This is a genomic window from Polaribacter huanghezhanensis, from assembly GCF_030444335.1.
In the GTDB taxonomy this organism is placed as follows: Bacteria; Bacteroidota; Bacteroidia; order Flavobacteriales; family Flavobacteriaceae; genus Polaribacter; species Polaribacter huanghezhanensis.
In genome coordinates this window covers 2,126,163-2,141,132 of sequence record NZ_CP128595.1, presented here as the reverse complement: position 1 = coordinate 2,141,132, position 14,970 = coordinate 2,126,163, and the positions used below count along the sequence as shown (strand labels likewise).

Genomic DNA, 14,970 nt, shown 5'->3' with positions numbered 1-14,970 from the left:
AACAATACCGTTCTCGTGAATAAGACAAATAAATATATTAATGTCCCTTATTTTAGCGTTGAATTTTAGCATAAAAAAAGTCCATCATTGCTGATGGACTTTTATAAAACTTAAAGTATATGTTTTAGATAACTTTTACGTTAACTGCATTTAATCCTTTGTTTCCTTCTTGTAAATCAAATTCAACGCTATCGCCTTCACGAATTTCATCGATTAATCCTGAGATGTGTACAAAATGATCTTTGTCTACTCCTTCTTCTGTGATAAATCCAAATCCTTTAGACTCATTGAAAAATTTTACTGTTCCTTTACTCATTGTAATGTAATTAAATTTATAATACTTATTAATAAGTTGCAAAGGTGGTTACATTTTTTAGACTGACAATACATTAATTCACTTATTTTCAATTTATTATAATTCTAATTGTTAAGAGTTTACTTCAACACTTGTTTCGATTTATCAAAATGTCTATTATTCTAAAAATTTCAAAACCAAAAAAACTCTTAGCTTATCAAGTATAATTTGGGTTTTGTAAATCCCTAATTAATTTGAGGATTTTAAGAAGTCTGCTATTTTTGTGATGTCTTTTTCTGTTAAATTAGCACGTATTCTCATGTGTAAGCTTATTGTGCTCCAATCGATATCATTGTAATCAGCAGGTGAAGGTGCCAAATGGCATCTATTACAAGCTTCTCCCCATAATTGAGCTCCCGATTTTTCAATTTTAAATTCGTCTTCAATTTTTGTTACTTTAGAATACACCTCCTTTGAAGAAGCACAACTAACTAATATTCCTCCAGTAATAAAAAGCAGCAAAGCTGTTATAACTATTTTATGTATTGTTTTCATAATCTTTATATTTAATTTATTTTTTAGAATCCAATAGCCCAATGCACATAGAAGCCATTTGTTGTTCCACTACCTCCATCATGACCACCAACAGTATCGGTAGTTTGATAAGCGATTTTTACAACTGACCTCCAGGTTAACCAATAATTTATACCAAAAGCATATTGAACAGATTGTTCTTCCCACTCTGCTCCTTCTGGTGTATTGATATCTGAATACCTACCAACTAGTTCTATTTTTTTAAGAAAATCACTACTAGCCATAGTTGGACGATAGCTTAATTGAGTATAAAAGGAGTTACTTATATTATTGAAAGTATACGGTTGTGGAACATTATTTTGATCAAGTTCTGTATAAGTAGCGTCAGTAATATCAGAATTATTATATTGCCCTTTAAGATCAACAAACCCACTAATAGCAGGTATTTGTTTTACAAAAGCAAAGTCGATTGCATATAAAAAGGCTCCAACATTTTCATATATAGAGCCTGAAGAACCAAGTCCATTCGTAGAATATGTTGAAAAACCTATTTCTGTAGAAGAATCAGCAAAAGGTAATACCCCTATACGACCACCAAAAGCTTTGCTGGTATTATTGTCTGTATAGTTTTTGAATAATAGCCTTCCTGCTTCTTTAGGTTCTACACTGCCATCTTTTAATCTTGCTCCGTTGGTTGAGTATATAGCATAGTTTAAAGTAGAACTTCCAATATTAAAAGCTCCTCGAACTTCTACACCTATACCTGATGCAGGCGCAATACCATCATGACCAAATCCCAATGGTTTTGTTGGCAGTCTATTAACCCAAGCGGGATGTAATCGTTCCATAAAGGTTCCAAAAGGAAGCAAAAATTTCCCTGCACGAACTGTCATATTCTTATTCAAAACATACATTACATCTGCATATTCTAGGCCGACTTCTAGGTTGTTACCTCCAAGCTCAAACTCAAGTTCAGCTTCAAACATAAGCCTGTCTGAATGTTTGAATAAGAAAATAGGCGAAAAAGCAGAACCAACGTATGAAGATTTTTTATTTCCTTGAGTATCCATAGAGTTAAAGCCTGTATGACCATAACCTCTGACCATAAATTGGGTTTTACTTGGTTTGTATTGTTTAGAGATTATACTATCAACCTCAAAGCGATTGTATGTTTGTCCATAAGAAATATGTGCAACACCAATAACAAACATTGTTATAAATAGTTTTTTCATTTTTTTAAAATTCTTATATAGTTAATGATTGACCATCGATATTCTTCTTTAAGTGAAGATTTATAGCTAGGCATTGGTCCACGACCTCGTTGAATCTTCCAAAAGATTGCCCCATCAGTTTGAGACTGAACTGCTTCACTAGTTAGATTAGCTGGTTTTGGGTTTAGTCCAGCTCCTGCCATACCATCTCCTTTGCCTTTAAATCCATGACAGACAGAACACTGCATTTTAAAAAGTTTTTTTCCTATGGATAATGATTTCTCATCTCCTTTTAAAGGATTTACTATTTTGTTTGCGCTTTCTGGAGCTACCCATTTCTTTTGCTTAATGCCAATATAATTGACATTTTCATTTGTAGAAATAAAACTCACTAGTACAACATAAAAGATACCTGTGAGTGATAAACTGTAAATAATTTTTTTTGTTTTCATATTCTTTTCATTTTATGAGATGTAAAATTACGAGTCATTTGTGCTAAAAAATATGACATCTATCATGTTTTAACCTATATGCATTATAAATAATTAGATTATTGAAAGTATAAAAAGAGCTATTAGATGAATTGCATCTACGTCTTACTTTCTTATGAAGAAGTTCATAAAAAACGGTTTTAATATTATAGAAAAATATTTATAGAAATAGTAAACAAGGTAGAAAAGTAGAAAACGAGAAAACTCAATAGTCTATTATTCACTTATAAATAAAAGACTATCCTGTTATTAATTAAAAAAATGTATTTCTGATTTTTTTAATTTTTAATTTATCATTGATTAACCATTTTAGTTAAAAAAATGAAACTACTATGACTAATGTTGTATATTAAAAAGAAGATTACCAAATCTTAATCCTTTCTTCTGGAGCTTTATAATTTTTATCACCAGGTTTTACATCAAAAGTGTTATAGAATGGTGTAAAATTCATTAATGGACCATTTACGCGCCAAATTGGTGGAGAATGTGGATTTGTTTTGATGTAATTACGCAAATAAGCATGGCGTGTTTTTACGCGCCAAATTCTAGCAATCGACATAAAGAAGCGCTCATCTGGAGTAAAACCTTGAACTTTAGTTGTTCCTTTTCCTTGTTCGGTAAGTTTAAATGCATCATAGGCAATTGAAATTCCGCCATTATCCGCCGTATTTTCTCCAACTGTTAATGCACCTTTAATATGAACACTGTCTAAAACCGTAAAAGAACTATAACGATCTATCACTTGTTGGGTTTTTGCTTTAAATTTTGTGTAGTCTTCTGTAGTCCACCAATTTTTTACATTTCCATCTTTATCAAACTGCGCTCCTTGATCATCAAAAGCATGCGTTAATTCGTGCCCAATGACCATTCCGATTCCGCCATAATTTACAGCATCATCTGCAGTGACATCAAAATACGGAAATTGTAATATTCCTGCCGGAAAAACAATTTCATTTAAAGGCGGATTGTAATACGCAGTTACTGTAGAAGGCGTTGTTCCCCAACGATCTCTGTTTGGTGCTTTGTTTAATTGATTTGCCTGGTATTGATATTGATTCTTTTTTAAAGCCAGTACATTTTCAAAATATTTTCCTTTTTCAATTTTCACATCGTATGTTCTCCACACATCTGGATATCCAATTTTTTTAGTAATTGCATATAATTTTTCCTTTGCTTGTTCTTTTGTAACATTGCTCATCCAATCTAATTGATTGATTCTATTTTCAAAAGCTTTTTGTAAATTGTTTACCAAATCTAACACACGTTTTTTAGCTTCTTCATTAAAATATCGCTTTACATATAATTGTCCAAGTGCAAAACCTAATTGTCTGTCTACTTTCTGAACCATTAATTGAGCACGAGTTTTCTGAGTAGATTGTCCGTACAAAACCTTTGCATACTCAAAATTTGCATCTTCAAAAGGTTTGCTTAAAACATCCGCATAAGTAGCTAAAGTACCCGCTTTTAAATAGGTTTTCCATTCTGAAATCGGAATAGAAACTAACAACTTATTTAGCTCATCATAATATGCTGGCTGTTTGATATCAACTTCATCGGCTTTTAGATTTAGCTTTTTCAATAATTTTGTCCAGCCAATATTTGGTTGTTTTTTATTGATTTTAGAAACAGCCATTTTATTGTAGTTGGCCTTTACATTTCTGCGTTCAATTCTTGTTTTGTGTGATGCTGCCAATTTCTTTTCAATATTGTAAACTGTTTCTGCTTTTTTCTCCACATTTTTTGTTTCTGATAAGGTAAATAGTGTAGTCAAATATTTTTTATATGCATCCTGAATGACAACTGAAGCTGCATCTGTTTTAAAATAATAATCACGATCTGGCAATCCTATTCCGGCTTGACCAAAATGCAAGATGTTCAATTTACTATTTTCATTATCTGGAGAAACATTCATGCCAATAATAGAATAATTTCCAGACGTAATTTCTTCTGCAACAAAAGTCATTAATGAAGAAACATTTTTAATATTATCAATGCTATTTAAAATAGGTTGAATTGGCTGAAAACCAAGTTTATTAATGGTTTCTGTATCCATTCCAGAACTATAAAAATCGCCTACTTTTTGTTCGATGCTTCCCTCCTTTTGATCTGTTGATGCAACTTCTGTTAAAATGTTTTCTAATAATTTTTTTTGCGGAATGTTTAAGAAACTATACGATCCAACTCCAACTTGATCTTCTGCAATCACAGCAGTGTCTAGCCATTTTTTATTTACACGTTTAAAGAAATTGTCTCCTGGTTTGATGGATTCTGTGATTCCATCAAAATCAATTTTATTTTTGATTGCTCTGTTTTCGGTATTACAAGAAGCGAATACCAATAAAAATAACGAAACATAAAGTGCTTTTTTCATAAGGTTGAGTGTAGTTTACACAAATATATGAAAATAAATAATCACTCAAACAGAAGTTTTAAGGCATAAAAAAAAAGCAACTTTAAAAAAGTTGCTTTTACCTTAATAGTAGTAAGTATATATACTAAAATTATTTTTTTTGTTTCACTTTTACAGCGTTCATTCCTTTTAAACCTCTTTCAAGTTCAAAAGTAACTTTGTCGTTTTCTGCAATTTCATCAATCAAACCACTAACGTGTGTGAAGTATTTTTCTTGATTATCAGTATCTAAAATAAAACCATATCCTTTAGAAGAATCAAAAAATGAAACTTTTCCGTTTCTAATCGGATCTTCTGCTTCACCTTCTTCTTTTTTAGGAATTCCTAAAATGATATCTTCTAACTCAACTTCAACCTTTAATGTTGGATCTGGCGGAGTATCGGTTAAATTACCATTATGATCTACATAAGCAAATTCAATTCCAGAAGTTCCATTTTCCTTTGCATCAGCTTTACGAGCCTCCATCTTCTTTCTTTTGTCTTCACGCTTTTTTAAACGTTTTTTTTCTTTTTCACTCTTATTGTATGTCTGTTGCGATTTAGCCATTCGTATTGTAAATTATTAAAGTCTATTTTAAAATTATTTTGCAAATATATCTATTTTACAGTTAATAATAGGAAAATTAAATAAGCAATTTATTTGTTATACTAATCTCTCTTTCAAATAAAACTAATTCCTAAATTCATTTTTTAATGTATGAAACTGATTTGTTAATTCTTTAAATCTATTTTTTGAATCTTGACCCGGAATTTGATCTGCACTACTAAACATGTTTAGTAAGAATGAGATTTGAGAAACTAGCATTTGTTGTGGATACACAACAGAATTGTTTTTTAATTGTTTTAAAATTGCGTTAATTGTATTTAGTCTAGCTGATTTTTTTCCTTTTAAAGTTTTTGCTTCTTTTTCTAATGTATCTTGAAATTGTCTAGCTTCAGAAAGTAAATCCATTACTCTTTGTTGCATTGCAATTTGATTTACAATATCAGCTTTTGTAATTCCTTCGTCTTTAACTCTTGGATCCATTGTAATTTCAAACGATTGCTCAAACGATTTTCCGTTTACTGTTAATTTTGCAGTATAAACTCCTGGAGCAACCATCGGGCCGTTTTTAAAACTTCTATTTTTGTTTGATGACCAAGCTCCTTTCTGCTGTAAATTCCAGTTAAAACGATTGATGCCCGATTTTGTTTCTAATCTTGTATCTACATATTTAAAAACCTGACTCAAATTCATGTTTTCTACAACAGTCGTTTTATTAATCAAACTATTATTACTAACAATTGAGGCAACAGTTTTTCTATTTGAATCTAAAATCTCTAATTGAATTGGTGAGGTATTTTTATTCGGGATAAAATAATCTATAATGACATTTGTTCCTGGATATTGGACAATACCATCAGTTCTATAACCTCGAGAACGATAGCGAATTGTTGTGTCTGGTTTGAATAACCATGGAGAAGATTTTAAACTATTAATTTTTTCATCTCTTAAGGTAGTAATATTATCTAAAATCCAAAAACCTCTTCCCATCGTACTTAAAATTAAATCTCCTCTAAAGATTTTAATATCCGTAATTGGGGTTACTGGTAGATTTTGTTGAAATTTTTTCCACGATTTCCCATCGTCAAAAGAAACAAACATTCCGAATTCTGTACCAGCATATAATAAACCTGTTCTTACTGGATCTTCTCGTAAAACTTTGCTTGTAAAATCATTTGGAATTCCGTTTGAACTTGTAGAAATTAATTCCCATGTTCTTCCATAGTTTGTGGTTTTATAAAAATAAGGTTTATCATCTCCCAATAAATGTCTATCAACAGCAATATAAGCTTTTGCTGGATCAAATTGTGATGGCTCTACAGATTCTACTCTACCTCCTTTTGGTAATTTTTTTGGTGTAACATTTTTCCAAGATTTCCCTCCATTTTTGGTTACGGAAATAACACCATCATTAGAACCTGTCCAAATTAATCCCTCTTTTAATTTAGATTCTCTAATTGAATACAATGTACTATAATATTCTTCTCCTGTAATATCTCTCGTAATTGGGCTTCCAGAAACAACCTGTTTGTCTTTTTCAAAAGCTGTTAAATCGGGAGAAATTGTTTCCCAAATTTTTCCATCTGTCATTGTTTTATGAATATACTGCGAACCATGATATACTACATTTGGATTGTGTGGAGAAACATGAATGGGTGCAACACGCTGAAAACGATATTTCAAATCTTTAGGGTTGTATCCATAAATAAATGAAGCACCAACAGTATATTTTTTTTCTATTCCGGTTAACTTATTATAAACCCCAAAATTTCCTTTACAATTTGAATATACTATATTATGATTTCCTGGTTTTGGTACAGCTGGTCCTGTTTCACATCCACCTACACTTATTCCCCAACCTTTTCCAGAAATTGGTCTTGCAAACGGTTGTAAACTCGGTATTGCAACGGTAGAATTGTCTTGTTGGCCAGCGTATAACCAATATGGGTATTGATCATCTACTTCTACTTGATATAATTCTGCCGTGGGTTGATTGAATTGTGATGACCATGTTTTTCCTCCATTATGGGTAACATTTGCGCCACCATCATTTGCTTGAATTAATAAATTTGGATTGTTTGGATTGATCCAAATATCATGATTATCTCCATGAGGAACAGACATTCTTTTCCAGCTTTTACCACCATCAATTGATTTTAATAATGGATTTGCGTTGGAATAAATAATCTCTGAATTTGTGGGATCTAACTCAATATTTGTATAGTAGAAAGGTCTATTTACCAAGCCTTTATTATTAGAAACTTGTATAAATGAAGCTCCTTGATCTATCGATTTATACAAACCTCCTTCTTTACCTGGTGCTTCAATAACAGCATATAAAATACTTGAATCTACAGGAGAAACTGCCAAATCAATTTTACCAATTCCGTTTTTTGGCAATCCTTTTTCTAATTTCACCCAGTCTTTTCCTCCATTGATAGATTTGTAAATACCACCTTCTTTCTTATTTCCTCCAGAAATAATTGTCCAAGGTTTTCTTCTAGCTTTCCAGGCTGCTGCATATACAATGTTAGGATTACTAGGTAATAATTCTAAATCAGAAAAACCTACTTCATCAGAAATAAAGAATATTTTTTTCCAATTTTTTCCTCCATCAATTGTTTTGTAAATTCCACGTTCAGAATTCGATTTAAAAGCATTTCCTATTGCAGCAACCCAAACAATATTATGATTTGTTGGGTCAATTTCTAGAGCTCCTACCTGACCAGTTTCCCTTAAGCCAATATGTTCCCAAGTTTTACCGGCGTTTATCGATTTATATACCCCTTTCCCAGAAATAACATTACTACGTAAACCATCAGAACCAGTACCAACATATACAATATTAGGATCGTTTACAGCTACTTCAATTGCTCCAATTGATGGCGTTGCAAAATATCCGTCAGAAACATTATTCCAAGAAACTCCATAATCATCAGACTTCCAAACTCCACCACCAGTTGCTCCTAAATAAAAAGTTCCAGGTAACATTGGTGTTCCAGTTACTGTTGTAACTCTTCCTCCTCTTTCTGGCCCAACAGTTCTATATTTTAAAGCACTAAAGTCTTGTGCAAGTAATGAACTTGAAATTGATAAGAATAAAAGGAATTGTATTAATAATGACAAGCGTTTCATAAGTTTGGAATTCAATGTTTAGTTTCTCAAATTTAGAGAAAATTATAAGGGTTCTAAAATAAATTTTATTAAAATTAATGCATGCCCGTTTTGAGCTAGTATTTTATAGCTAAGAAAAAGCTATTTTATTTCAACTTAAAATAAGCTTGTTGTAGTTTTTTTCGGACTGGCATACATCATAACTGTTGGTAAACTATTTTTCAGAGAAGAATGGGTTCTTGTAGCCGTTCTTCTTGTAATTTATACATAACACCATCACCAAATAAAAAAAAACGCTATCAGATATTGATGTTTTAGCAGATTCTGAAGCTATAATTTCACCACTTAAGTATACTTTCTTAGGATAAATTCATGTGTTTTAAATTATAATTTGTTCGTAAAAGTTAAGGATATTATTCATTTTAAAATAAATAGTATAAGCTTTCGTTAAAATTTCAATCTTTTTTTACTTAGACCATTTTTTCATTTAACTTTACTCGAATAAAATTAAAACTAACACAAAATGAATTTCAATCACTCTAAAAAAGCAACCTTATTTTCTTTGTTGCTACTGTTTGTCTTTTCACTAAATAGTGCAGCTCAAGACAAATTAAAAAAGATGCCAGGGTATGCACAGTATCAAAAAATGGCACCAAAACTATATAGCTCAATAAAAAGAGCTCCAACTTCTGTTGTTTGGGCAAAAGAGGGGAAAACATTTACGTATGTAGAAAACGGAATGCAACTTACCTATGACGTAAGAAAGAAAAAAATTATTGCATCAGAAAAAGCAAAAATCCCACAACGTTTTAGAAGAGGAAATAGACCTGCTCGTGGAAGACAATATCCTTCTGCCCTTTCTCCTGATAAAAAATTAAAAGCATTTACAAAAGATAGAAATATGTACATCAGCAATCCAGATGGTTCTAATGTACATGCAATTACTACCAAAGGAAATGATGAAAATCAAATCAAATTCGGAATTGCAACTTGGGTTTATGGAGAGGAATTGGGGCAAACAACAGCAATGTGGTGGTCTCCAGATTCTAAAAAAGTAGCTTTTTATCGATTTGAAGAAAAACATGCGAAGAAATATTATGTGTTGTACGATCAAATAAAAGTACAAGATTCTGTAGAAATTGAAGCCTATCCTAAAGTTGGAGCTAAAAATTTACCTGTAGATTTATTGGTGTATGATTTAGATACTAAAAAAACAGTAACCTTAGATGTTAGAAAAGGAAAACCTTATGATGACGGAGCTCTAGGAACGTATTTATACGGAATAAAATGGTCGCCAGACGAAAAAGAATTGTTATTTCATTCTACAAACCGTAAGCAAGACATTATGGAATTGAGTGCAGGGAATCCAACTACTGGAGAAACCAGAACCATTGTTAGAGAAGAATGGTTGCCGAGTTTTACAAAAAACACTCCAGAAATGTATGAATTAGCAGATGGAAAGCATTTTATTTGGGCGTCAGAAAGAAATGGATTTAACAACTATTACGTATATAATTATGACGGAACCTTTGTAAATACATTAACCAACCATAATTTTGAAGTTGCAAGAATTGTAAAAGTTGATGAGAAAAAGAAACAAGTGTATTATTATGCTCGCAGTGGAGAAAATCACATGAAAATGCAATTGCATCGTGTAAATATTAACGGAACAAAAGATGTTCGTTTAACGGATCCAAAATTTAATCACAGTGCAATTATTGCTCCAAACGGAAAGTATTTTGTAGATGTTGCTCAAACACATAACACGCCTCCTTTTGTAAATTTAATGAATACAAAAGGGAGAAAAATAGCTGAAATTACTAAAAGTGATATGACTGAATTTAATAAATTAGGCTTTAAAACTGTTGAAGTGTTTACATTTACTTCTGCTGACGGAGTAACAAAACTACACGGAATGATTCATTTTCCTTCTAATTTTGATCCTGCTAAAAAATACCCTGTAATTTTAGATAATTATGGTGGACCAGCAACCAACGCTTTTAGAGAATCTTTTACCTACCCTAGTTTGTTAACAGAATATGGGTTTATTGTTTTAAATATTGATGGAAGAAATGTTCGTGGTAGAGGAAAACGTTTGTTAGATAAATTGTACGGGAATTTAGGAATTGTAGAAATGGATGATTTTGCAGAAGGCGTTAAATCGTTGTACAATCGTTCTTATATCGATAAAAATAACGTTGGTGTTTACGGAACTTCTTACGGAGGAACAACAGCAGCAACAAGTTTATTAAGACATCCAGAAGTATATCATGCTGCAGTTGCAAATTCTGCGGTAACAGATTGGAGAAATTATGATAATGTGTATACAGAACGTTATATGAACTTAATTACCAACAATAAAAAAGGATATGACGCTTCTAGTATCATGACGTATGCCAAAGATTTAAAAGGTGAATTAATGATTTACTTTGGGACAAGTGATAACAATGTGCATCCTGCAAACTCTTTACAATTGATACAAGCTTTACAAAAATCGGGTAAAAGTTTTGAAGTACAAGTTGGTCCAGATAGAGGCCATACTGCTGTTAGTAGAGACAGAATGATGGAATTCTTTATTCAGCATTTAGTGTTAGATTAAACCAAAATAGTTAATTAAAATATAAAAGCTCCAGAAAATTCTGGAGCTTTTTTCTTGTTTTTTATTCTTTTAATTTTTCATCAACTCATAGCCTTGTTTGATTCCTTTTTCTATTGCAGGAACCCCACGATGCATCCAAGTTGGTTGGTTGGTGTCTTTTAAATAATAATCAAAAAACTGTGCCATTCTAATGTTAAAATCTTTTCTGTTTTGCATTTTTAATGGCCAATGCGGTTCTCCGTTATAATTTAACAACCAAGAAGGTTTTCCCAAACGTCTTAACGCTGTAAAAAACTCAATTCCTTGATACCACGGCACATGCCCATCAGCATCATTGTGCATAATTAATAACGGCGTATTAATTTTATCAATTCCAAAAATTGGTGAGTTTTCTATATAACGCATCGGATATTCCCAAGGCGTTCCTCCTATTCTACTTTGTGTATGCTCGTATTGAAATTGTCTGCTTAAACCTGTCCACCATCGTATTCCTCCATAAGCACTAATCATATTTGCAACTGGTGCGCCAGATTCTACTGCAGCAAAAATATCTGTTCTTGTTACTAAATATGCTAATTGATATCCGCCCCAACTATGTCCTTGTGCACCAATTTTATCTTTTTTGATAAAACCTTTATCAATTAAAGCAGTAACGCCTGGAATTACCGCATTGTAAGCAGATTCTCCTGGATACCCATCTTTATACACAATATCTGGATTAAAAATTACATATCCTCTACTTGTATAAAAACTGTAATTAATACTTGATCTTCCTGGTGATGGCGCTCTGTGATTATGTAATCCGTCTGAACTGCGTTCATAGAAATTTACCAACATTGGGTATTTTTTATTCGGATCAAAGTTTTCTGGTTTGATTAATAAACCACTTAATTTTTTTCCATCTAAAGAAGTCCAATGAGTCAATTCTATGGTTCCCCAATTGTAATCTTTTTGCTGCGGATTTGCATCACTAATAACAATTTGCTTTTTAAAGCTCAAATCTGAAACCCGTAAGTTCGGAAAATCAATAAAAGATTGACGTGTAAATAACACGCTTTTATTGTCTGTTGCTTTTACAGGATTTGAATATCGATATGGTCCGTCTACCAATTGCTTTCCGCGATTTCTTTTCGCGTTGAACTCGTAATATCCGCTATTTTTAGTTGTCTCATTAAAAGTGGTTAACAACCATTTTTTAGAAGCATCCATAAAACGTTCTTCGCTGTCTAATCTAGCATAACGATACACGGTTTTTGTTGCTCTACCATTTGTTAATTTTGTATGCTGACCAGTTGTTGGGTTGAATTTAAAAATATCGTATCTGTCATAAATCAAAATGGCTTCATCATCTTTGGTCCAACCAGCCAAACCGTATGATCTTGGATGATTTGGAGTGTCATTTAATTCGTTGTAAAATACTTTTCCTTTGGTTAAATCTAACTTTGTGTTTTTTGCAATATCATAAGCAAACCAGCTGCTATCAACCGGATTGTAACCATACGCAAATTTCCCTTGCGGACTTAAACGAACTCCGCCAGAAATATCCGTTAGTATTGTAGTTGTTTTCCCAGAAGTAGAATTCACAATGGAATAATCGCTTGCTCTCATTCCTGTCCATTGACTTTCTAATAAATATGGAGTTGGATTTGAAATCAACACGTTTTCAGAATTTCCTTCGTTTCCAATCGTTGCATTCGGATATTCTGTTGTTGCCAATTGCACCACTTTATTAGAATTTAAATGCAATGCTGCGGTGTACGATTTCTTTCTATCGTTATTTACTTGCATTTCTTGAACAGTATACAATCTAGGTGAATCGTAGGCCCAAACTTCTACATTTACAATTTCGTCTTTTACTAAGGTTGTATCTTTTACAATGGGTTGCGTTGCCAATCCAAAATACATTTTAGAATTGTCTTTAGAAAAGCTAATTTTTCCGTTTGATGAAATTCGATATCCTTTAGAAGTTGAATTCTGATCTGTAATTTCAGTTGCTTTTGCAGCGCCATTCCAAACATACAATTGATTTGGTCTTACCAAAACTTTCGTAGTATCAACATCTACAACAAATGCTAATTTATTCCCTGCATCATTCAATGTTAATTGATAATACTTGGATTTATTATTCGCAGTAAATACTTCTGTTGTTTGGTTATTCTCTAAATTTAAAACAAAAACTCCACCTTTTTCAGCATCTAAATCTCCAGTAGTTACATAGGCCAAGTTTTTACCTTCTTTAGCAAAAATATAAGATGTTACATATTTAATGGTGTCTTCTTTTTGAGTCGCTAAATTTCTAATCACTAAATGATATCCATTTTCAGCACTTACTTTCTTTCCCTTTTTTGGTTTCTCTTTTTTATCTGCTTTCTCCGTTTTTTTAGTGTTGTCTTTTGATGCAAGTTTTTTAATGTCTTCCAATAAATATGCAACAAAACCAGTCCATTTTTGCGGAACTTTATATGATTTTACATTCGCGATTTTAGTGAATTTTTTGCTTTTAAGAGTGTAAATTGCCAACGTATCTTTGGGCATTTTATCCTTTTTTACTTTTCTTCTTTGCATTTCGGTGATGCTGTCTTTCCAAGCAGTAATCGTGAAAAGTGCATTTTTAGAATCGTTTGTAAATTGCCCCCCTTCAACTCTATCATAACTAAAAATTGCTCTTGCTTTTTCGTCTTTAATTTTTAAAAAACGATCTTTTTCTCCTCTTTCTAAAGAATACATTATAAACTTTCCGTTGTTAGAAATAGATTGATTTTTTATGGTATTCCAGATATCAAAATCTGGATGATCTAAAATTTTTTTCTGTGCACTTACAGAAATTGTAAGTAAAAAAAGCATGCTGTAAAATGTCGTTTTCATTTGGTTGATGTTTAAGTTATAGTTGTTGTTTTTTATCGTTTTTAAAGCCATAAAATAGTTGATTTAAAAATCCTTTTGGAAAGTTTTCATCACCAGGAAAGCCTAATTCTATGGTTCCGCTATCTTCAGGAACATAATTGGTTTTAAAGAGGTAATCCCAAATACTTAAGCTAATTCCGAAATTAATTCCGTTGGGTTTATTTTCTGGCAACACTTTTACATGATGGTATAGATGCATTACTGGATTGTTAAAAATATATTTTAAAAATCCCCACGTGATTTTAATATTTGAATGATTGAAATGTCCGATAGAAATGGCAAAGAAATGCACAATAAACGCTTGTTCTGGCTCAAAACCGCCAAGCAACATTACGCCAATTGTTTTTAAGGGTTTGTAGAAAATATTTTCCATCCAATGATAACGCAAATGCGCAGCAAACCCCATTTCTTTTACCGAATGATGCACTTTGTGAAATCGCCATAAAAATTCAAACTTATGTAATAAAACATGTGTAAACCATTGTACAAAATCTAACAGAACAAAGAAAATAAGCAATTCTGCCCATATAGGAAAACGCTGTAAATCAAGAAGAGCCAAACTTTTTAATGTGATTCCGAATTGGTTAAATATCAATTCAAAAACGGTATAAAACCCTGCAATAACAATAGAAAAAACGAAAAAATTAAAGAACATATAAAATCCATCTAGCCAAAAATCTTTTCTAATAATCGCTTGATTTTTACGCCAAGGAAATGCAATTTCTAAAGACCAAACAACAAGAGAAATAACAATTAATCCCCAAAAATAATTTGTGTACCAAGGAACTTCAAATAATACAGATTTCCACGTCCAATCTAAAGAGCCAAAAAATGCGTCTTTAAACGCAGATAAATATTTTTCCATCAA

The 14,970-nt window shown here is 31.9% G+C and carries 10 protein-coding genes; 1 reads left to right on the top strand and 9 read right to left on the bottom strand.

The window, feature by feature from the left end:
* Positions 1-124: 124 nt before the first annotated feature.
* From KCTC32516_RS10060 to KCTC32516_RS10030, 7 genes are all read right to left on the bottom strand, one after another.
* Positions 125-316, bottom strand: coding sequence for a cold-shock protein (locus KCTC32516_RS10060; protein ID WP_301400290.1), 192 nt, complete (start codon positions 314-316; stop codon positions 125-127).
* 228 nt (positions 317-544) lie between these two features.
* On the bottom strand, positions 545-850 hold the full coding sequence (locus KCTC32516_RS10055; protein WP_301400289.1) for a c-type cytochrome: 306 nt from the start codon (positions 848-850) through the stop codon (positions 545-547).
* 23 nt (positions 851-873) lie between these two features.
* Positions 874-2,061 carry a putative porin gene (locus KCTC32516_RS10050; protein ID WP_301400288.1) on the bottom strand — a complete coding sequence of 396 codons (1,188 nt, stop codon included), beginning with the start codon at positions 2,059-2,061 and terminating at the stop codon, positions 874-876.
* Entirely contained in the window at positions 2,058-2,492 is a 435-nt protein-coding gene (locus KCTC32516_RS10045) for a c-type cytochrome (RefSeq protein ID WP_301400287.1), read from the bottom strand. Before KCTC32516_RS10045 ends, KCTC32516_RS10050 begins: the two co-directional genes overlap by 4 nt.
* A gap of 400 nt (positions 2,493-2,892) precedes the next feature.
* A complete protein-coding gene (locus KCTC32516_RS10040; protein WP_301400285.1) occupies positions 2,893-4,902 on the bottom strand; it encodes a M13 family metallopeptidase in 2,010 nt (669 codons plus the stop codon).
* A 130-nt stretch (positions 4,903-5,032) separates the two neighbouring features.
* On the bottom strand, positions 5,033-5,488 hold the full coding sequence (locus tag KCTC32516_RS10035) for a cold-shock protein (protein WP_301400284.1): 456 nt from the start codon (positions 5,486-5,488) through the stop codon (positions 5,033-5,035).
* 123 nt (positions 5,489-5,611) lie between these two features.
* Positions 5,612-8,635 (bottom strand): WD40/YVTN/BNR-like repeat-containing protein, encoded by a 3,024-nt coding sequence (locus KCTC32516_RS10030; RefSeq protein WP_301400283.1) that lies wholly within the window; start codon positions 8,633-8,635, stop codon positions 5,612-5,614.
* 487 nt (positions 8,636-9,122) lie between these two features.
* On the opposite strand from KCTC32516_RS10030, the gene KCTC32516_RS10025 reads away from it, so the two are divergent.
* A complete protein-coding gene (locus KCTC32516_RS10025; protein WP_301400282.1) occupies positions 9,123-11,198 on the top strand; it encodes a S9 family peptidase in 2,076 nt (691 codons plus the stop codon).
* 69 nt (positions 11,199-11,267) lie between these two features.
* Here KCTC32516_RS10025 and KCTC32516_RS10020 read toward each other — a convergent pair whose 3' ends face one another.
* Both KCTC32516_RS10020 and KCTC32516_RS10015 read right to left on the bottom strand, forming a co-directional pair.
* Positions 11,268-14,114, bottom strand: coding sequence for an alpha/beta hydrolase family protein (locus KCTC32516_RS10020; protein ID WP_301400281.1), 2,847 nt, complete (start codon positions 14,112-14,114; stop codon positions 11,268-11,270).
* The gene (locus KCTC32516_RS10015) at positions 14,080-14,967 is read right to left on the bottom strand and encodes a sterol desaturase family protein (protein WP_301400280.1); all 888 of its coding nucleotides are present in this window, start codon (positions 14,965-14,967) and stop codon (positions 14,080-14,082) included. Before KCTC32516_RS10015 ends, KCTC32516_RS10020 begins: the two co-directional genes overlap by 35 nt.
* Between the last annotated feature and the right edge of the window lie 3 nt (positions 14,968-14,970).